20 protein-coding genes are annotated in these 19,471 nt (G+C 62.5%); 1 reads left to right on the forward strand and 19 read right to left on the reverse strand.

Features of this window, described 5'->3' with window-relative positions:
• Nucleotides 1–20: 20 nt before the first annotated feature.
• Genes ACWBU6_RS21880 through ACWBU6_RS21890 form a run of 3 tightly spaced genes read right to left on the reverse strand, consistent with a single transcriptional unit; the run spans nucleotide 21 to nucleotide 2,277 of the window.
• Nucleotides 21–701: a hypothetical protein gene (locus ACWBU6_RS21880; RefSeq protein ID WP_452645464.1), complete on the reverse strand. Its 681-nt coding sequence runs from the start codon at nucleotides 699–701 to the stop codon at nucleotides 21–23.
• Nucleotides 701–1,297, reverse strand: coding sequence for a MarC family protein (locus ACWBU6_RS21885; protein ID WP_452645465.1), 597 nt, complete (start codon nucleotides 1,295–1,297; stop codon nucleotides 701–703). Before ACWBU6_RS21885 ends, ACWBU6_RS21880 begins: the two co-directional genes overlap by 1 nt.
• Nucleotides 1,294–2,277, reverse strand: a complete 984-nt coding sequence (locus ACWBU6_RS21890; RefSeq protein ID WP_452645466.1) for a hypothetical protein — start codon at nucleotides 2,275–2,277, stop codon at nucleotides 1,294–1,296. The genes ACWBU6_RS21885 and ACWBU6_RS21890 overlap by 4 nt, the downstream gene beginning before the upstream one ends.
• 163 nt (nucleotides 2,278–2,440) lie before the next feature.
• On the opposite strand from ACWBU6_RS21890, the gene ACWBU6_RS21895 reads away from it, so the two are divergent.
• Complete coding sequence (locus ACWBU6_RS21895; protein WP_452649602.1) at nucleotides 2,441–2,887, forward strand: FKBP-type peptidyl-prolyl cis-trans isomerase; 447 nt, start codon at nucleotides 2,441–2,443, stop codon at nucleotides 2,885–2,887.
• Nucleotides 2,888–2,943: 56 nt separating this feature from the next.
• Here the strand turns inward: ACWBU6_RS21895 and ACWBU6_RS21900 are convergent, their stop codons facing one another.
• The 16 genes from ACWBU6_RS21900 to ndk form a co-directional block, all read right to left on the reverse strand.
• On the reverse strand, nucleotides 2,944–3,489 hold the full coding sequence (locus tag ACWBU6_RS21900; RefSeq protein ID WP_028104425.1) for a phosphoribosyltransferase: 546 nt from the start codon (nucleotides 3,487–3,489) through the stop codon (nucleotides 2,944–2,946).
• Between the two features lie 18 nt (nucleotides 3,490–3,507).
• Nucleotides 3,508–4,818 carry an adenylosuccinate synthase gene (locus tag ACWBU6_RS21905; protein WP_452645467.1) on the reverse strand — a complete coding sequence of 437 codons (1,311 nt, stop codon included), beginning with the start codon at nucleotides 4,816–4,818 and terminating at the stop codon, nucleotides 3,508–3,510.
• A gap of 5 nt (nucleotides 4,819–4,823) precedes the next feature.
• The gene (locus tag ACWBU6_RS21910; protein ID WP_452645468.1) at nucleotides 4,824–5,984 is read right to left on the reverse strand and encodes an ATP phosphoribosyltransferase regulatory subunit; all 1,161 of its coding nucleotides are present in this window, start codon (nucleotides 5,982–5,984) and stop codon (nucleotides 4,824–4,826) included.
• 196 nt (nucleotides 5,985–6,180) lie between these two features.
• Complete coding sequence (gene hflC, locus ACWBU6_RS21915) at nucleotides 6,181–7,056, reverse strand: protease modulator HflC (RefSeq protein WP_452645469.1); 876 nt, start codon at nucleotides 7,054–7,056, stop codon at nucleotides 6,181–6,183.
• On the reverse strand, nucleotides 7,056–8,288 hold the full coding sequence (gene hflK, locus ACWBU6_RS21920; RefSeq protein WP_452645470.1) for an FtsH protease activity modulator HflK: 1,233 nt from the start codon (nucleotides 8,286–8,288) through the stop codon (nucleotides 7,056–7,058). Before hflK ends, hflC begins: the two co-directional genes overlap by 1 nt.
• A 9-nt stretch (nucleotides 8,289–8,297) precedes the next feature.
• The gene (hflX, locus tag ACWBU6_RS21925; RefSeq protein WP_452645471.1) at nucleotides 8,298–9,443 is read right to left on the reverse strand and encodes a GTPase HflX; all 1,146 of its coding nucleotides are present in this window, start codon (nucleotides 9,441–9,443) and stop codon (nucleotides 8,298–8,300) included.
• Nucleotides 9,444–9,453: 10 nt separating this feature from the next.
• The gene (gene hfq, locus ACWBU6_RS21930; protein ID WP_055931606.1) at nucleotides 9,454–9,699 is read right to left on the reverse strand and encodes an RNA chaperone Hfq; all 246 of its coding nucleotides are present in this window, start codon (nucleotides 9,697–9,699) and stop codon (nucleotides 9,454–9,456) included.
• Nucleotides 9,700–9,854: 155 nt separating this feature from the next.
• Nucleotides 9,855–11,201: a ribosome biogenesis GTPase Der gene (der, locus tag ACWBU6_RS21935; protein ID WP_452645472.1), complete on the reverse strand. Its 1,347-nt coding sequence runs from the start codon at nucleotides 11,199–11,201 to the stop codon at nucleotides 9,855–9,857.
• Nucleotides 11,202–11,208: 7 nt separating this feature from the next.
• A complete protein-coding gene (gene bamB / locus ACWBU6_RS21940) occupies nucleotides 11,209–12,357 on the reverse strand; it encodes an outer membrane protein assembly factor BamB (protein ID WP_452645473.1) in 1,149 nt (382 codons plus the stop codon).
• Nucleotides 12,358–12,360: 3 nt separating this feature from the next.
• Nucleotides 12,361–13,008, reverse strand: coding sequence for a YfgM family protein (locus ACWBU6_RS21945; RefSeq protein WP_452645474.1), 648 nt, complete (start codon nucleotides 13,006–13,008; stop codon nucleotides 12,361–12,363).
• A gap of 27 nt (nucleotides 13,009–13,035) precedes the next feature.
• On the reverse strand, nucleotides 13,036–14,373 hold the full coding sequence (gene hisS / locus ACWBU6_RS21950; RefSeq protein ID WP_452645475.1) for a histidine--tRNA ligase: 1,338 nt from the start codon (nucleotides 14,371–14,373) through the stop codon (nucleotides 13,036–13,038).
• Nucleotides 14,374–14,378: 5 nt separating this feature from the next.
• Nucleotides 14,379–15,641, reverse strand: coding sequence for a flavodoxin-dependent (E)-4-hydroxy-3-methylbut-2-enyl-diphosphate synthase (gene ispG / locus ACWBU6_RS21955; RefSeq protein ID WP_452645476.1), 1,263 nt, complete (start codon nucleotides 15,639–15,641; stop codon nucleotides 14,379–14,381).
• 15 nt (nucleotides 15,642–15,656) lie between these two features.
• Complete coding sequence (locus ACWBU6_RS21960) at nucleotides 15,657–16,811, reverse strand: RodZ domain-containing protein (protein WP_452645477.1); 1,155 nt, start codon at nucleotides 16,809–16,811, stop codon at nucleotides 15,657–15,659.
• A 13-nt stretch (nucleotides 16,812–16,824) separates the two neighbouring features.
• On the reverse strand, nucleotides 16,825–17,640 hold the full coding sequence (gene pilW, locus ACWBU6_RS21965) for a type IV pilus biogenesis/stability protein PilW (protein WP_452645478.1): 816 nt from the start codon (nucleotides 17,638–17,640) through the stop codon (nucleotides 16,825–16,827).
• Nucleotides 17,640–18,812, reverse strand: coding sequence for a 23S rRNA (adenine(2503)-C(2))-methyltransferase RlmN (rlmN, locus tag ACWBU6_RS21970; RefSeq protein ID WP_452645479.1), 1,173 nt, complete (start codon nucleotides 18,810–18,812; stop codon nucleotides 17,640–17,642). Before rlmN ends, pilW begins: the two co-directional genes overlap by 1 nt.
• A gap of 93 nt (nucleotides 18,813–18,905) precedes the next feature.
• The gene (ndk, locus tag ACWBU6_RS21975) at nucleotides 18,906–19,331 is read right to left on the reverse strand and encodes a nucleoside-diphosphate kinase (RefSeq protein ID WP_155441729.1); all 426 of its coding nucleotides are present in this window, start codon (nucleotides 19,329–19,331) and stop codon (nucleotides 18,906–18,908) included.
• Nucleotides 19,332–19,471: the final 140 nt, after the last annotated feature.

Raw genomic sequence — 19,471 nt, forward strand, 5'->3', positions numbered from 1 at the left:
CCCTTGCGTAAGAAGCCCGGCTACAGCACTTTGGCAGCCGATACTGCATGCTTGCAAGGCAAGCCCGTACCGGCAATGGCCGCCACCAATGCCTTGCGCTCTTCGGGCAGCAGCTCGGTCTGGCCGCTGATGCGTCCATCGCGAACGACGAAGCGTTTTCCGCCGCGCAGATGGTCGTCGGCATAGCTTACGTGGAAGTCGATTCCCGGGCAGCGGCTGGACCAAGCCTTGAGCACCGCCGTGGGGCATTTGTTGGCAATGAACGAGGCGGCGACACTGCCATCGCAAGTCTGCACCAGGCCGCCTTCGGCGTTACCCTCGGTCCCCCAGTGCTTCCGTTGCCACGGCTCTCGCGTGGCGAACCCATATGCGGCCAGGTTGCCCGCCGCCCGGTCGGCCAGCGATTTATACTCCGGCCAGCATTCCATCGTGCGGAAAGCCTCGAGCAAGTCCTCCCTGCTTTGCAGCGGAAAGTGCAGCCCCAGGCCGTTTGCCGCCTGCTTGAACATCCACTGCCGGGCCACTTTCTGCCAATCACCGTGGAGCGCCTCGTACCCGGTTTCAACCAGATTATTCCATTCCAGGTCAAGGCCTGGCGGCATCGCAATGGCGGAATTGAAATCTACTGGCAGGCCCGGCGTGCCGAACAGCCCCTGATCGGCAGCCGCCTCGATCCTGAAATAGTTGAAGTTGCCCGACATTAGAGCGTCTTGACGAAATCGCGGATGCCGGCCAGCAGCATTTCGATCGCCATCGCGGCCAGGATCAGCCCCATCAAACGCTCGAAGGCGGTCATTACCTGCGAGCCAAGCGCTTTTTGCAAGCGTTCAGCGCCAAGGAATACCACCAGCCAGACCACCACGACGGCTGCCAGCGCTGCCACGTGCACGAGCACTTCGCCGGTGCTCTCGCGCGAAAACAGCAGCACGGTTGCCAGCGCCGAAGGCCCGGCCAGGGCAGGAATCGCCAGCGGCACAATAAACGGTTCGCCGCCCTCCTGCTTGCCCAGCACCCCGTCCGGATGCGGGAACACCATGCGGATCGCGATCAGCATCAGGATCACGCTGCCGGCAATGCGCAGCGAAGCTTCCGACAGGCTCAGGGCCTTGAGGAAGTGGCTGCCGAAGAACATGAACACCAGCAGCACGACGAAGGCGATCAGGCACTCGCGCACCACGATTTTCGGGCGGCGCTTGGGCGGCACCGTTGCCAGCGCCGATGCAAAAATAGGAACGTTGCCGAACGGGTCGGTCACCAGCATCAGCAGGATGAAGGTCTGGAAGAAGTCTTGGGTCATGAGCGGGAGTTTACACCACTGGCTTGCGGCGGCGAAGTGGCCGCCGAAGCGCCCTTGCCCAGCTTGCGGTCGCACGCCTCGACACTGGCCACGTCCGGCCACAGCTCGGGCAAGATGCGCTCGCCCAGCTCCTGGCGTAGCCTGAGGTAGGTCTGGCGATCGTTGGCGCGGCAGGCAAACGAGGCAAACTTGTTCCGCCCGCGCAGGTCTTGCGGTTGCCGCTGCAACAGGTCCTCAAAGCCGCTTTTCACCATACGCCATTCCGGCAGACCGCGCTGCTCGCGGAACTGGATCGCATGGCTGCCGTTGCCGTCTTCGCGCCAGTACAGCCGGGCATACATGGCGCCGCCTTCCACCGCCTTGCTGAAGAACACGGCGCGCCGCGCAAACTGGTCGAACTGCACCGCGCTGCCGCCCGCGCGCGGGCTGTAAGCCCGCGACATGGCGAAATGGATCTGCAGGTCGTGCGGGAACACCTGCACTGCGTCGAGGTAGGCGGTGGCAGCGCTGCGGCGCGATCCGGCGCCTTCGAGCTGCAGGCTGATAGTCAGGCTATGCCACAAGGGGCAGGCATTGGCCTGCCCCTTCACATGCTGCAGGCGCGCGATGCCGCGGCCCAGTTGCTCCTGGTAGAACTGCATCGCTTCTTTCGGCAAATGGCCGACGGCGCCAAGGCGCAGTTGCGCAGCGTAGGCGCGCCAGTAGATCGCTTCCACCAGCGCCTGCGCCAGGGCATCGGGTGCTTGCTGGCGCCATTGCTCCAGCGCGATGCGGTCGGCTTCCCAGGTTTGCGTGGTGCGGAAATGGCTGTCGAACTGCGCTTCGAAACCGGCCGGATCGGCAGTGCACGACTCGCGCAGGCTGCGCTCGATGGCGTCGAATTTGCGCTCGGCCCAGTGCTTCTGCAGCACGGCCGGCCTGGCGGCCGGGGCGCCGCCCGGCTCCGGAGGAGATACTGCCAGCATCAATGAGAATAACATCGAAGGAAACATCGACAATCCCGGCCATGGCAAAATGATGCCAGGAATTGTATAGTCATTTCCAATAGGAAATATCTCGAATTTCCACGCCTTGCAAATTTTTTCTCACTTTGTGGCGGATTCAGTACACTCGCTTCTTTTCCGTTCAACTTGAAAGAAGATGATGATGCGACTGATTTCCTCCTGCCTTATCGGCGCCAGCCTTACCCTGGCACTGGCGGCCTGCGACCGCAGCAAGGCGCCGGCGCCCACGCAGGCTGCGGCTGCGGCCACTCCCCTGCAAAAGATCGATACCGTTGTCGGCACCGGCAAAGAGGCGGTCGCCGGCGCTAACGTCGTGGTCAACTACACTGGCTGGATCTACGAACCGAACGCGCCGCAGCAGCACGGTGCACAGTTCGACTCTTCCATCGGACGCAGCCCGTTCAGTTTCCCGCTTGGCGCCGGACAGGTGATCCCGGGCTGGGACCAGGGCGTGCAGGGCATGAAGGTGGGCGGCAAGCGCACCCTGATCGTGCCTGCCAGCCTGGGCTATGGCAGCAATGGCATCGGTCCGATCCCGCCTAACTCCACCCTGATCTTCGACGTCGAACTGCTGGAAGTACGTTGAAAAAAAAAAGCGGAAGGACTTTCGCCCTTCCGCCTCTTTCCTGAAGCCGGCGCCAATTACGCGCCAGTCTCGCCTTTCTTGATCCAGGCCGCCAGCTGGTGCGGACGCAGGCCGTCGTAGTCTTCGAACGGCTGGTGGATCCATGGGTTATGCGGCAGTTCTTCCATCTGGTAATCCGGCTTGAATGCGGAGCAGCCCTTGGTCCAGATCACGGCCGATTTCACCTCGGTCACGCCCTCGAAGTTGTCCTTCAGGTGCTTCATCACCTTGGTCAGGGTCACGCCGGAATCTGCCAGGTCGTCAACCAGCAGGATCTTGCCCGACAGCGGGCCCTTGGTCATGGTCATGTACTTGGCGATATCCAGGTCGCCGCGCACGGTGCCGGCTTCTTCGCGGTAGGAGCTGGTCGACAGGATCGCCAGCGGCACGTCGAAGATGCGCGAGAACACGTCGCCCGGACGCACGCCGCCGCGCGCCAGGCACAGCACCATGTCGAACTTCCAGCCCGATTCATGGACCTTCAGCGCCAGGCGCTCGATCAGGCGGTGGTACTCGTCCCAGCTAACCCACAGGTGCTTTTGGTCGGATACAGGAGTGGTCATGCTCTTATTCTTTCTTACTTAGGCAAATGGATGGCGCAGGACGATGGTCTCTTCGCGGTCAGGGCCGGTGGAAACCATGTCGATCGGCACGCCGACCAGTTCTTCGATGCGCTTGATATAGGCACGTGCGGTGGCCGGCAGCGCGTCCATCGACTTGGCGCCGACGGTGCTTTCGGTCCAGCCCGGCATTTCTTCGTAAATAGGCTGGCACAGGGCCGCGTCTTCGGCGCCGACCGGGAAGATGTCGACCTGCTTGCCGTTGATGGTGTAGCCGGTGCAGATCTTCAGGGTTTCCAGGCCGTCCAGCACGTCCAGCTTGGTCAGGCACATGCCCGACACGCCGTTGATCTGCACCGAGCGGCGCAGCAGCGCTGCGTCGAACCAGCCGCAACGGCGGGCGCGGCCGGTCACGGTGCCGAACTCGTGGCCCACGGAGGACAGGTGGTGGCCAACGCCGGCATCGGTCGGCAGTTCGGATGGGAACGGGCCGGAACCAACGCGGGTGGTGTAGGCCTTGGTGATGCCCAGGATGTAGTGCAGCATGCCAGGACCGACGCCGGCACCGGCAGCAGCGTTACCTGCCACGCAGTTCGACGAGGTGACGAACGGGTAGGTGCCGTGATCGACGTCCAGCAGCGAACCTTGCGCACCTTCGAACAGCAGCGAGCCGCCGGCCTTGTGGGTCGCGTACAGCGCGGACGATACGTCGGTCACCATCGGGCGCAGGCGCGGCACGTAGGCCAGCGCGTCGTCCAGGGTCTTCTGGTAGTCGATCTTCGGCGCTTTGAGGTAGTTTTCCAGGACGTAGTTGTGATAGTCCAGGTTCTCTTTCAGCTTTTCTGCAAAGCGTTCTGCGTTGAGCAGGTCGGCCACGCGGATGGCGCGGCGCGCGACTTTGTCTTCGTATGCAGGGCCGATGCCTTTGCCGGTGGTGCCGATCTTGGCGGCGCCGCGGGCGGCTTCACGGGCTGCATCCAGCGCGGTGTGGTAAGGCAGGATGACCGGGCAAGCCTCGGAGATCTTCAGGCGGGAAGCCACTTCCACGCCGGCAGCTTCCAGCTTGTCGATTTCGCGCAGCACGTCAGGCACGGACAGCACCACGCCGTTGCCGATGTAGCAGGCCACGCCTGGGCGCATGATGCCCGAAGGGATGAGCTGCAGGGCGGTCTTGACGCCGCCGATCACGAGGGTGTGGCCCGCGTTGTGGCCGCCTTGGAAGCGCACCACGCCCTGGGCGTGTTCAGTCAACCAGTCGACGATCTTGCCTTTGCCTTCATCGCCCCACTGGGTGCCGATAACAACAACGTTCTTTGCAGTTTTGTTTGACATCACAATTAACCTAAGTTTTTGAGAATCCAGTTACTACCACTTTCGTCGAGCACCAGCGCGCGATCGCACTCGAACTCGTCCTGTTCATCGTTGTGACCCGGCAGGGACTGGATCACAACTTCGCCGGCCTTGCGCAGCTCGGCGATTTTTTCCTTCAGTTCCGGTGCATTGCCCCAGGGCGCGCGGATCGAGTGCTTGCGCTCCGCGGTGGGCAGCAGGCGCGCCAGCTCGCGCAGGTCCAGTGAAAAGCCGGTTGCCGGGCGCGCGCGGCCGAATGCCTCGCCCACGTGGTCGTAGCGTCCGCCGCGTGCGACCGCGTTCGGCAGGCCCGGCACGTACAGCGCGAACATGGCGCCGCTCTCGTACTGGTAGCCGCGCAGGTCGGCCAGGTCGATCGCCACTTCAGCGCGGCCGATGGCCGATGCCGCCAGCGCCGCCAGTTCGGCCAGCGCATGGGTGATGCCAGGCAGTGCGGGCAGCACTTCACGGGCACGCTTCAGCACTTCGACGTCGCCGTACAGGTTCGGCAACGCCAGCAGGGCGGCGCGCGTCGTTTCGTTGTAGCGGGCAGTCTGCTGCTGCAGGCCAGGCACGTCCTTGCCGCGCAAGAGGGCCACGATGGCGTCGTAATCCCTGGTCGCGGCCGGATCCTGTGCCAGGATCGCGCGCAGCACGCCGACGTGGGTCAGGTCCAGGCGAAGGTCGGTAAAGCCGGCCAGGGTCAGGGAGCCAAGCGCCAGTTCCTGGATTTCAGCATCCGCCTCCAGGCCGGCATGGCCGTAAATCTCGGCGCCGATCTGGTACGGCTCGCGGGTTGAATGCAGGCCGGACGGGCGGGTGTGCAGGACCGAGCCGGCATAGCACAGGCGCGTCACCGTGGCGCGGTTCAGCAGGTGGGCGTCGATGCGCGCCACCTGCGTCGTCATGTCGGCGCGCAGGCCCAGCATGCGGCCGGAGATCTGGTCCACCAGTTTGAAAGTGCGCAAGTCCGTGTCGGTGCCGGCGCCGGTCAACAGCGACTCGACGTACTCCAGCATCGGCGGCATCACAAGCTCGTAACCGTACAGCCGGAAGTTATCCAGCATCATGCGGCGCAGCTCCTCGATCTTGCGTGCTTCGGAAGGCAAGACGTCGGCAATATATTCAGGCAAAAGCCAATTCGGCATGGTTGGTGCTATTGAATTAAAAACAATGCAGGCGCAACGACGCCATCCACAAAAGCGGATGACCAAACCGCGTATTTTACGCGAAATTGTTGCGGTGCAGGTAAAAAATGGGGACGGACCCCAATTAATGGAGAAGTACCCCATTAATTGGGGTCCGTCCCCATTTTTTCGTCCCCCTTTTTCTTGCCGCCGGCGCTTACTTGCCCGCGCCTGCGCTCTTGAAGTATTTGAAGAAGTCGGACTGCGGATCGACCAGCATCACGTCAGCCTTGGTCTTGAAGGAAGCGCGGTAGGCCTCCAGCGAGCGGTAGAACTTGTAGAACTCCGGATTGCGGCCAAATGCCTCGGCATAGATCTGGGACGCCTTGGCATCGCCTTCGCCCTTGATCTTCTCCGCTTCGCGGTAAGCCTCGGCCAGAATCACGGTACGCTGCTTGTCCGCGTCGGCACGCACCTGTTCCGATTCGGCGGCGCCGGTGGAGCGGGCTTCATTGGCCACCCGGGCGCGTTCTGCCTTCATGCGCTCGTACACGGAATTGTTGATCTGCTCGACGTAATCCACACGTTTCAGGCGTACGTCGACGATCTCCACGCCGATCTGCTTGGCCTCGTCCACCACCTTGCTGCGGATCGACTCCATCACCTTGCCGCGCTGGCCGGAGATCACTTCGCGCACGGTGCGCTTGGTGATCTCGTCGTTCAGGGCCGCTTTCACGATCTGCTGCATGCGGTCGCCCGCCCTGCCCTCATCGCCGCCAAAGGAGACGAAGTACAGGCGCGGATCGGTCACCCGCCATTTGACGAAGGCATCCACCAGGATGTTCATCTTTTCGGCGGTGATGAAGCGGTCAGCCTCTTTCGGGTCCAGGGTCTGGATGCGCTTGTCCAGGTACACCACGTTCTGGAATGGCGGCGGCAGCTTGAAGTGCAGGCCAGGTTCGGCAATCACCTGCTTCACTTCACCCAGTGCGAACACGATGGCGTACTTGCGCTGGTCCACCACGAACACCGTGGACGACAGCAGCATCAGGGCGATGAAGCCCGTAATCAGGATAGTTGCAAAGCGATTCATTAACGGCCCTCCCGGTCACGGGACGATTCACGCGAACGGCTGTCACGGCGGTTCGGGTCGGGTGTCGGTTCCGGCGGCAGCAGCACAGCGGCCGGCGGCGGTGGCGTGACGCTGGCGGCGCGGCCTTCGGTGGCTGCCACCTGGGCGATCAGCTTGTCCAGCGGCAGGTACAGCAGGTTGCTGCCGGCCTTGGAGTCGACCATCACCTTGCTGGTGTTGGAGAAGATCTGCTGCATGGTGTCCAGGTACATGCGGTCGCGCGTCACGGCCGGCGCCTTCTGGTACTCGGTCAGCACGGACTTGAAGCGGTCCGCGTTACCGGTGGCGTTCTGCACCGTCATGGCGCGGTACGCCTCGGCTTCCTGGATCAGGCGGAATGCCGCGCCGCGCGCTTTCGGCACGATGTCGTTGGCATAAGCCTGGCCTTCGTTCTTCTGGCGCTCGCGGTCCTGCCCCGCTTTCACGGCGTCGTCAAAGGCCGCCTGCACCTGCTCCGGCGGCTGCACGCCCTGCATCGTCACGTTGGTCACTTGCGCGCCCGAGTTGTAACGGTCCAGGATGGACTGCATCAGTTGCTGGGTATCGGTGGCGACTTTCTCGCGGCCTTCATACAGCACGAAGTCCATCTTGCTGCGGCCGACGATTTCGCGGATGGCCGTCTCGGCCACCTGGCGCACGGTGTCTTCCGCATCGCGGTTGGCATACAGCCACTTCACCGGGTCGCTCAGCTTGTACTGCACGGCAAACTGGATGTCGATGATGTTCTCGTCTTCGGTCAGCATCAGCGCCTCGGCAGCAACCTTGACCCTCGCATTGCCCTTATAGCCCACCTCCACGGTGCGCACCTGGGACACATTGACGATTTCATTGCCCTGGAACGGATACGGCCAGCGCCAGTTGAAACCGGCCGGCGTGGTGTGGCTGAATTTGCCGAACGTGGTGACGACGCCGGTCTGGCCTTCCTGCACGATGAATGCGCCGGATGCGAGCCACACCAGGGCCGCCACCGAAGCGACTGCGCCAACGGTGAAGCCGGCGCCCTTCATGTCGCCGCCGCCGTTGCCGCCGCCGCCCGAATTGGTGCCGCGGTTTTTGCCGCCGCCAAACAGGCCGTTCAGGCGCTGGTTGAAATCACGCCAGAGTTGATCGAGGTCCGGTGGTCCATCGCCGGGCTTTTTGCCTTCCTGGGCAATATAGCTGCCGAGTCTTTTCTTGAGAGAGGAAAAAGGCATATTTTTCTTTTAGTGAGATCCTACTTGGGTAAAGGTGAGAATACTGTCAGGCGCCACCTCTTCTTTGGGGTTGGCGAGCGCCTCCTGCTCATCCCGTGCTGCCTCACAGATTGCATCGCGCAGCAGGTTCAGGCCTTCGCCCGTACGTGCGCTGATGAATACGCGGGAAATCTTATCATACTCATTACGTTCTACCGCCGGCTCCAGGCCTGCCGCATCGATCTTGTTCCACACCAGGATCTGCGGAATATGGTCGGCGCCGATTTCGCGCAGTACCAGGTTGACCTGCTCGATCTGCTCCATGCGCACCGGCGACGAACCATCGACCACATGCAGCAGCAGGTCGGCATGGATGGTCTCTTCCAGCGTGGCGCGGAAGGCCGCCACCAGCTGGTGCGGCAGTTCGCGCACGAAGCCGACAGTGTCGGACACCACCACATTGCCGATTTCCTCGCCCATGTAGACGCGGCGCGAAGTGGTATCGAGCGTGGCAAACAACTGGTCCGCCACATAGACACCGGCCTTGGTCATGGTGTTGAACAGGGTCGATTTGCCGGCATTGGTATAGCCAACCAGGGACACCGAGAAAGTATGGTTGCGGCCACGGGCGCGGCGCTGGGTCTCGTGCTGCTTGCGCAGCTTGGCCAGGCGGGCCCGCAGCATCTTCACCCTTTCGCCGATCAGGCGGCGGTCGGTCTCGAGCTGGGTTTCGCCGGGGCCGCGCAGGCCGATACCGCCCTTCTGGCGTTCCAGGTGGGTCCAGCCGCGCACCAGGCGCGTGGCCAGGTGCTGCAACTGGGCCAGCTCGACCTGCAGCTTGCCCTCGTGGCTTTGCGCGCGCTGCGCAAAGATGTCGAGGATCAGGCTGGTGCGGTCAAGCACCCTGACGTTCAGGCGTTTTTCCAGATTGCGCTGCTGGGCTGGGGACAGCGCATGATTGAAGATCACGATCTCGAGCTTGTGGTCCTGCACTGCATGACCGATTTCGTCGGCCTTGCCGCTGCCGACGAAATACGCGGCATCCGGCGAAGACCGTTTGCCGGTAATGGTGGTGACCGGCTCTGCGCCCGCGGAGCGGGCCAGCAGCATCAACTCCTCGATACTGGCAGCAAAGTCGCCCTGACCGAAATCTACCCCGACTAAAGCTGCACGCATACGAAGTGTCTTACTCCGCTGCCTCGGAGGAGTTATCCATGTTCAGGTTGACGGCGCGGGCAGGCACCACGGTGGAAATGGCGTGCTTGTAAACCATCTGGGTCACGGTGTTACGCAGCAGGACCACGTATTGGTCGAAAGACTCGATATGGCCCTGCAGCTTGATGCCGTTGACCAGGTAGATCGAGACTGGAACGTGCTCTTTGCGCAGCGCGTTCAGGAATGGGTCTTGTAACAATTGCCCTTTATTGCTCATAACAGCTCCGTTTTATGTTGTTGTGTACGAATTGGAGACGCTGCGCCTGTTTTTCAAGTGCTGGGGATGCTGCTCCAAAGACACTGTACCTTGTTTTTTTAAATCTTGCAGCGGGATAAACCTTAAGGTCGACTGAAAATGGGGACGTACCCCATTTATTTACCTTCGCGTTTATCAAAAGGATTCTTGCCATTACGCAACTCGATGCGCAGCGGCGTGCCGACCAGCTTGAAGCTATCACGGAAATGCTTCTCCAGATAGCGCTTGTACGGCTCGGACACCGCATCCAGCGAATTGCCGTGAATGACGATGATCGGCGGATTCTGGCCGCCCTGGTGCGCATAGCGCATCTTCGGACGCACGCCCGCCTTGCGCTTCGGTTCCTGCTTCTCGATCGCTTCCTGCAAGGCGCGGGTCAGCTTCGGCGTCGGCAGGTCGGCCGTGGCGGCCGCATAAGCGCCGTTCACGGACTTCATCAGCGGGCCGATGCCGGTACCGCGCAGGGCCGAGATGAAGTGGGTATTGGCAAAGGACAGGAAGTCCAGCTTGCGGTCCATGTCCATCTTCACCTGGTCGCGGTCGTCCGACTGCAGGCCGTCCCACTTGTTGACCGCCACCACCAGGGCGCGGCCCGATTCCAGGATAAAGCCCGCGATATGGGCGTCCTGCTCGGAGATGTCCTGCTGCGCATCGAGCATCAGGATCACCACATTGGCTTCCGAGATCGACTGCAGCGTCTTCACCACCGAGAACTTCTCGATCGCCTCGAACACCTTGCCGCGGCGGCGGATACCTGCCGTGTCGATCAGGGTGTACTGCCTGCCATCGCGCTCGAACGGAATTTCGATCGAATCGCGGGTGGTGCCCGGCATGTCGAAAGCGATCACGCGCTCTTCGCCCACCAGGGTGTTGATCAGGGTCGACTTGCCCACGTTCGGACGGCCCACCAGGGCAATCTTCACGCCGCGCTCCTGCGGCAGCAGTTCTTCCTCGTCGGCCGGACGCGAAGCGAAGGCCTTGTCCAGCGCCTCGGCCACCAGGTCGTGCACGCCGTCGCCATGAGCGCCGGAAATCGCATACGGATCGCCCAGGCCCAGCTCATAGAAGTCCGACACGGCAGCGGTGTAACGCATGCCTTCGGCCTTGTTCACAACAAGCAGCACCGGACGGCCGGATTTGCGCAGGAAATCGGTAATCGTCTTGTCGTGCGGGGTCATGCCCTGGCGGCCATCGACCAGGAACACCACCACGTCGGCCTCCGCCACAGCCTGCTTGGTCTGCAGGGCCATCTGGAACATGATGCCTTCCTTGGCGACCGGCTCGAAACCGCCGGTATCGATGACCAGGAATGGGCGATTGCCCACGCGGCCCTCGCCATAGTGACGATCGCGCGTCAGGCCAGGAAGATCCGCCACCAGCGCATCGCGCGAGCGGGTCAGTCGATTGAATAAGGTCGATTTCCCGACGTTCGGGCGACCAACAAGTGCAATTACCGGCTTCATATTATTTTTATTCGACCGCGATAGCGGCCACAGTCCCATTCTGGGTTTGGAAAATCACATTCGGACCGGCCAACAGCGGCGCCGCCTTGATGGCGCTGCCGTCGGTACTGATCCGGCCTAATACCGTGCCATCTTCCCGCGACAGGAAGTGCACATAACCTTCGAGGTCGCCCACGGCCACGAAACGGCCATAGGAAACCGGAGCCGACAAGCGGCGGTAAGCCAGCTTCTCGTTCTTCCACGCCGACGCCCCGCCTTCGCGGGCAAAGGCTTGTACGGCGCCCTTCTCGTCCGACACGAACACGAAGCGCTGGTCGACGCCCACGCCCACGTCCGACGATGCCGGCTTGGTCCAGCGGGCCACGCCGGTGTTCAGGTCCAGGCAGCCCACCTTGCCCTGGTAGCTCACAGCGCACAGGTCCTGTTCGTATACGCTTGGCGTGCCGCTGATGTCGGACACGCGTTCCAGTTCGGTGGCGCCGCGCGGTTCGGACAGCGGTACCTCGAAGCGCGGCACGCCGTTCGACAGTGCCAGCGCCAGGATGCGGCCCGCAGGCTGCGCCGCGTACACGTTGCTGTTGGCGATCACCAGGCCCGGCATATTGCGCAGGGTCAGCGGCGGCGTCACGCGCTGGATGAACCAGCGTTTCTTGCCGTCGGCCGCGTCATAGGCGGTCACCTTGTTGTCCACGGTGCGCACGATCACGACGTCGTTGCCCACTGCCGGCGCCGACAGGATCTCGCTCGATGCCTGAACCTTCCACAGCGCCTTGCCGCTGCCGTCGAAGGCCATCAGTTGGCCCTTGACCGCGCCCACGGCCACCAGCTTGCCGTCCGGGCTGACGCCCACGCCGGCCGTCAGGTCGGCGCCGGTCTTGCTGCGCCACTGCACCTTGCCGCTGGCAGCATCCAGGCGTTCGATCACGCCGTCGGAATCGGCCACGAACACGCTGTTAACTGCCAGCGCAGGCGTAAAGACGTTGGCGCCGGCCTTGCTGGTGCTGTGCTTCCAGACGATGCGCGCCGGCACGCCGGATTTGATTTCTTCCAGCTTGGCAGGGGCGAACTTGTCTTCCTTCTTGAAAGGATTCAGGCTGCCGCAACCGCTGGCCAGTGCCAGTACGCCCAGTGCAATTACAGTACGGGTCGCGAGCATGGCTTAAGCCTTCACTTCCGGCACGGTGCCGCCGATGGATTCGAGCTTGAGCTGGATCAGCTGGCGGCCAGGATGGTTCTTGTCGGCTGCTTCCAATGCGGCCTTGTAGGCGGTACGGGCTTCTTCCAGCTTGTTTTGCGCGGCCAGGATATCGCCCTTGCGGTCTTCCACGGAGGACTTGAACTGCGGCAGCGCAGCCACGGCCAGCGCTTTCAGCGCGGCGTCGTAGGCTTTCTCGTCCAGCAGCACGCCGGCCAGGCGGATCGACGCGAGGTTCTTATGCTCGTCATTGCCGTGCGCAACCACCCACTCCAGCTGGGCCTTGGCGGACTTCAGGTCATTGGCCTCGAAGAAGGACTTGGCAGCGCTCAGGGCGGCCAGCGATGCGTAAGCCGTGCGGCCGAATTTGCTTTCGATATCGCCAGCCACGCGCGCCACCTTGGCATTGTCCTTGGCGTTGACGGCGGTCTGCAGCTCATCGAACAGCACGGAGGCTTGCGCTGCCTGGTTGCGCTGGTAGTAGTTCCAGCCGTTCCAGCCCGAATAGGCGGCCAGGGCGGCGATCACCACCCAGGTGGTCAGGTTGCCGTACTTTGCCCACCACGCTTTGAGGGTAGCAAGCTGTTCTTGTTCTTCGAGATCGTATGCCATGTTTCAGTCTGCCTGTTTCTTTATTGATTAATGGTGGTGGTGATGGTCGTGGTCACAATCGTCTCCGCATGTGATCTGGTCCACGACGTAATCGACAACGCCTTCAAACGCGACGGTCTGTTGCTGGCCCTCGCCTTCTGCAGCGCGCATTGCCTTGACGACGGCAGTGTTGTTGGCCACTTCGTCTTCGCCGATGATGACTGCGAAGGTTGCGCCGGAGCCATCGGCTTTTTTCATCTGCGACTTGAAGCTGCCCGCGCCGCTGACGCCGCCGCAATGCAGGATCACGTCCAGGCCGGCGTCGCGCAGGCGTTCGCCGATGATGAAGGCCTGCATGCGCGCCGCCTCGCCCTGGTGCACCAGGTAGACGTCGCACTGGCGTGGCGCCGCGGTATCGCCGGCGCCCTTCATCAGTTCGATCAGGCGCTCGATGCCCATGGCAAAACCGACCGCCGGGGTTGGCTTGCCGCCGAACATTTCGATCAGCGGGTCATAGCGGCCGCCCGCGCACACGGTGCCCTGCGCGCCCAGTTCGTCGGTCACCCATTCGAACACGGTGCGGTTGTAGTAGTCGATGCCGCGCACCAGGCGGGTATTGACGGTGTACTGGATCGCGTTGGCGTCCAGGATCTTCTTCACGCCTTCGAAGTGGGCCAGCGATTCTTCGCCCAGGTAGTCCAGCAGCTTCGGTGCGCTGTTGACGATGCCCTGCAGGTCAGGGTTCTTGGTATCCAGGATGCGCAGCGGGTTGGTGTGCAGGCGGCGCTTGGCGTCGGCATCGAGGTGCTCTTCGTGCTGCTCCAGGTAGGCGATCAGGTCGACGCGGTGGCGTGCACGCTCCTCGGCGTCGCCGATGGAGTTGATTTCGAGGCGGATGTTTTCCAGGCCCAGGTCATCCCACAGGCGGCGGCACATCACGATCATTTCAGCGTCCACGTCCGGGCCCGCGAAGCCCACGGCTTCCGCGCCGAACTGGTGGAACTGGCGGTAGCGGCCGCGCTGCGGGCGCTCGTGGCGGAACATCGGGCCCTTGTACCACAGGCGTTTCGGGCCCTCGTACACCAGGTTGTGTTCCAGCACGGCGCGCACCACGCCTGCGGTGCCTTCCGGGCGCAGGGTCAGCTTGTCGCCGTTCATGGAGTCTTCAAAGGAATACATTTCCTTCTCGACGATGTCGGTCACGGCGCCGATGGCGCGCGAGAACAGGCGCGTTTCTTCCACGATCGGGGTGCGGATCTGCTGGAAGCCGTAGCTCTGCACTACGGACTGCGCGGTGTTCTCGAAGATTTCCCACAAGTGGGCGTCAGCCGGCAGGAGATCGTTCATCCCCTTGATGGCTGTGATTTTGTCTGCTTTGTTGGACATGTTCTTTAAGCTGCTTTGCTATAGTTTTTCTGTACGTAGTCGAGCACGATCGCCTGGAATTCCGCGACGATGTTATCGCCGCGCAGGGTCGCGACTTTCTGGCCGTCGACGAAGACCGGCGCGGCCGGCGATTCGCCGGTGCCCGGCAGGCTGATGCCGATGTTCGCATGCTTCGATTCGCCCGGGCCGTTGACGATGCAGCCCATGACGGCCACGTTCATCGCCTCCACGCCGGGGAAGGTCTTTTTCCATTCCGGCATCTGCTCGCGCAGGTAGCTCTGGATATCGTCCGCCAGTTCTTGGAACACGGTGGACGTGGTGCGGCCGCAGCCCGGGCAGGCAATCACCATCGGGGTGAATTTGCGCAGGCCCATGGTCTGCAGGATCTCCTGGCCCACCACCACTTCTTTCGTGCGGTCGCCGCCCGGTTCCGGGGTCAGCGAAATGCGGATGGTGTCGCCAATGCCTTCCTGCAGCAGCACCGACAGCGCCGCGGTCGACGCCACGATGCCCTTGCTGCCCATGCCCGCTTCGGTCAGGCCCAGGTGCAGCGGATAGTCGCAGCGCTTGGCCAGTTCGCGGTACACCGCGATCAGGTCCTGCACGCCGGACACCTTGCACGACAGGATGATCTTGTCGCGCGCCAGGCCCAGCTCTTCGGCGCGCACCGCGTTTTCAATCGCGGAGGTGATCAGCGCCTCATACATCACGGCTTGCGCGCTCCATGGATTTTCGCGGGCTGCATTTTCATCCATGATGCGCGCCAGCAGCGCCTGGTCCAGCGAGCCCCAGTTGACGCCGATGCGCACCGGTTTGCCGTATCTGGCGGCCACTTCGATCATCTGCGCGAACTGCGTATCGCGCTTGGCGCCCTTGCCCACATTGCCCGGGTTGATGCGGTACTTCGACAGCGCGGCGGCGCAATCCGGATACTCGGTCAGCAGGGTGTGCCCGTTGTAGTGGAAGTCGCCCACCAGCGGCACGTCGATGCCCATCTTGTCCAGCTGGTCGCGGATGTAAGGCACGGCGGCCGCCGCTTCGGGACGGTCCACCGTCAGGCGCACCAGTTCGGAACCGGCACGCGCCAAGTCCTTGATCTGGATCGCCGTCGCCACCGCGTCGGCGGTGTCGGTATTGGTCATCGACTGCACCACCACCGGCGCGTCGCCACCGACCCAGATCTTGCGCTCGCCGTGCTGCACCAGCACGCGGCGGCTGGCGCGGCGCGCCAGTGGTCCGGAAGGGATCGGGTTGTTCGAAGAAGACATGCTTGGCTACTCTTATTACTTGATGTTCACTAGGGCGTACGACTTGCCCGGACCTTGCGTCAGCTCCAGCTTGCCGCCTGCCAGGTTGGCGCTGACGGCGCTTGGCTTGCCGACGATCAGAACGTCATCCGCACGCACATTAAAGGTTTCTGTGCTGCCTGCCCTCACCATGCGGCGGATCAGGTTCGGCTGGCCGGCCCGGCGGATTTCGATCCACGAATCTTCCTTCACTGCTAGTACCAGCTTGCCGCCGACGGCGCCTACCGCAGGAGCTGTACCGGCAAGCGTTGCCGGTACAGCCGGCGCGGTTGCGAGCGGCGCGGTGCCCTGTGGCGGGGTTGCCGCCGGAGCGCTCGCCGGCGGCTTGACTGGAATCAGGCCTGGCGAAGCAGGAGCGGTCGTCACCGGCGCGGCGGCAGGAGCTGCGCCTGGCGCGGCAATGCCGCCGCTCGTCGTCGTCATGCCCGGTGCGGCTGCCGGAACAGTGCCCGGCACGGCAGCTGGCGCCACGCCCGGCGCCTGCGCCGGCACGCCGACACCTGCCACGGCATCCGGCGCAGTAGTGCTGCCCGGTTGCGGCGGGACGGAAATCAGCGGCACGCTCTGCGTCTGCATGGGCGCCTCCGCCGGCTGCACGCCCGGCTGCGTTACCACCACCGGCACGGGCTGTTCGGCCGGGGTGGCCGGCGCGTCGATTCCGCCACGGGTCGCCAGCGTCAGCGGCGACAGGATCCCCATCTGCCAAGCGGCAGCCAGGCCAATCAATGCCAGCACGCCCACGCCGGCCACAATGGCGCCCAGCGGCTTGCCGCTATTGCGTTCATTGAGCGAAGGGAAACGCGATTCCTGGAACGACGCCTGCACCCTGGTCGGGCGCACGGTCGCATCGGCATGGCCGACGGCACCCTCCACTTCCACCATTGCCACCAGCGGCGCCGGATCGAGGCGCACCGCCTTGGCGTAGGCGCGGATAAAACCACGCGTCACCGCGCGGTTCGGCAATGCATCGTAATCGCCCTGTTCGATCGCCATCACCTGGCGCGGCGCCAGTTTCAACTGGTCGGCCACCTGCTCCACCGACAGGCCCATGGCCTCGCGTGCCGCTGCCAGTGCTGCGCCGGGCGTGGAAGCATGCTGCTGGCTGTTCGGCTTGTCCTGCTCAGAATCCATTGGTTCCCCGTTCTCACTCATCAAACGCCCCACGTTGATACGCAGCATACTCCGGCGACTGGGGGTGATGACGCCGCAACTGGGTCGCGAAGCCCTGTTCCAGTGCCTGGTCGCCCATTTTGCGCTGCACCCTGATCGCCAGCCACAGCACGTCGGGCGACAAGGTGTCCAGCTTCGCAACCTTGTTCAGTTGCGTGATAAAGAAGCTGGCGCGCGGATAGTCGCGCCGCGCATAGTACACCTTGGCCAGCCCGATATTCATTTCCGGCACATCCGGCGCAAGCTTCAGGGCCTGCAGCAGGTATTTTTCCGCCAGGTCGATATCCGTGATCTTCAGCGCGCAATTGCCCGCATTGTTCATGGCACTTGCCGGCGAGCGGTAATTGCGGCTGGCCAGCGCGGTATCGAAGTGCTTGAACGATTCCTTGATGCGCTCGTTCTGGCACAGGAAGGACCCGTAATTATTGTTCAGGTCGGGATCGTTTGGCGCCATTTTCAGCGCCTGCAGGAAGTTGTCGTTCGCCAGTTCCTTTTCGCCCATCCGCATATAAATGATGGCGCGCAGGCTGTAGCCATTGGCGCTCTGCGGATCGGCGGCAATCGCCTTCTTCACTTCATCGAGCGCAATCGGGTAGTTACCCTGCTCGAAATAGCCGATCGCGAGCTGCATGCGGATCTCCGCGCGTTTTTGCGCGGCAGTCTGGTCGGAAACGGTCTTCAGGTCTTCTCTGCCGCTGGGGCCTGGCCCCGAAGTCGCGCAGCCCGCCAATACCCCGGCCAGCGCGACCGCGGCCAGGCACTTGAAGCGGCGCTGGGCGAAATCGGTCATCAGGAACGAATCTCCACAATCTTGCCGAAATCGGCGCCGTACTTCTTCTGGTATTCGGTCATCTTCTCCATCCGTTCAGCCACGCGGGTGCGATCTTTCACTTCGCCCGCCAACTGCCCGCAAGCTGCGTCGATATCATCGCCGCGCGTCTTGCGGATGGTGGTTACGATGCCCGCATTCATCAGAATTTCAGCGAAGGCCTTGATGCGCGGATTCTTGGAGCGCAGCAGGCCCGATTCCGGGAAGGGGTTGAAAGGAATCAGGTTGAACTTGCAATTGACACCGAACTGCGGATGGTTCACCAGCGCGATCAGCTCGCGCGCATGTTCATCCGTGTCGTTGTAGTTATCGAGCATGCAGTACTCGAATGTGATGAAGTCACGCGGTGCGAACTCCAGGTAGCGCTTGCACGCCGCCAGCAGTTCCTGCAGCGGGTACTTCTTGTTCAGCGGAACCAGCTCGTCGCGCAGCTTGTCGTTGGAGGCATGCAGCGATACCGCCAGCGCCACCGGCACGTCCTGCGACAGCTTGTCGATCATCGGCACCACGCCCGAGGTGGACAGGGTCACGCGGCGGCGCGACAGGCCGTAAGCGTTATCGTCCAGCATCAGCTTGAGCGCGGTGGCGGTCGGCCCGTAGTTCAGCAGCGGCTCGCCCATGCCCATCATCACCACATTGGTGATCTGGCGCTCGCCTTTCGGGCCCGGCTCGATGCCTTTGGTCTGGCGCAGCGCGAATTCGGCCATCCACAGCTGGCCGATGATTTCGCCCACGGTCAGGTTGCGGTTGAAGCCCTGCTTGCCGGTCGAACAGAAGCGGCAGTTCACGGCGCAGCCGGCCTGGGTCGAGATGCACAGCGTGCCGCGGTTTTCCTCCGGGATGAACACGGTTTCCACGGCATTGCCATTGCCCACGTCCACCAGCCATTTGCGGGTGCCGTCGGCGGAAGTATGGTCGCTGATGACGGCCGGCGCCACGATGTGGGCGCGCGTCTTCAGCTTCTCGCGCAAGGACTTGGCGAGATCGGTCATGCTGTCAAAATCGGATGCACCAAACTGGTGGATCCAGCGCTGCAACTGCTTGGCACGGAAAGGCTTCTCCCCCAGCTCGGCGCAGTAGGCGACTAGTTGCTCAGGATCGAAATCCAGCAGGTTGGTGAGGGACGTTTCCATGCTTTTTACTCAATTTCCAAAAACGGCTTTGCCCCGGACCGAAGACCCGGGGCAAGGCGCAATACTACTTTACTACATTACAACCGCTAAAAATTAACGGGAGTAGACGTTCAGGGCTGGGAAGAAGTAGGCGATTTCCACGGCAGCGGTTTCAGCGGCGTCGGAGCCGTGCACAGCGTTGGCGTCGATGGAGTCAGCGAAATCAGCACGGATGGTGCCTTTTTCTGCCTTCTTCGGATCGGTAGCGCCCATCAGGTCGCGGTTTTTCAGGATTGCGCCTTCGCCTTCCAGCACCTGGATCATCACAGGACCGGAAACCATGAAGTCAACCAGGTCCTTGAAGAAAGGACGCTCGCGGTGCACAGCGTAGAAGCCTTCGGCTTCAGCGCGCGACAGCTGGGTCATGCGGGCAGCGATCACTTTCAGGCCTGCGCCTTCGAAACGGCTGTAGATCTGGCCGATCACGTTCTTGGCTACTGCGTCAGGTTTGATGATCGACAGGGTGCGTTCGATTGCCATTATGAAAAACTCCAATAAAAAGAAAGGTTTAAAACAAGAAATTAGATTCTCGATCAACCCTAGATTTTAACATAGTTCATTCCCTATGCCTAAGGAAACACTCCTAAGGCGCTTATAAGGGCTTCCCCTAAGCGTTTTTA

The organism is Pseudoduganella sp. HUAS MS19, assembly GCF_053615455.1.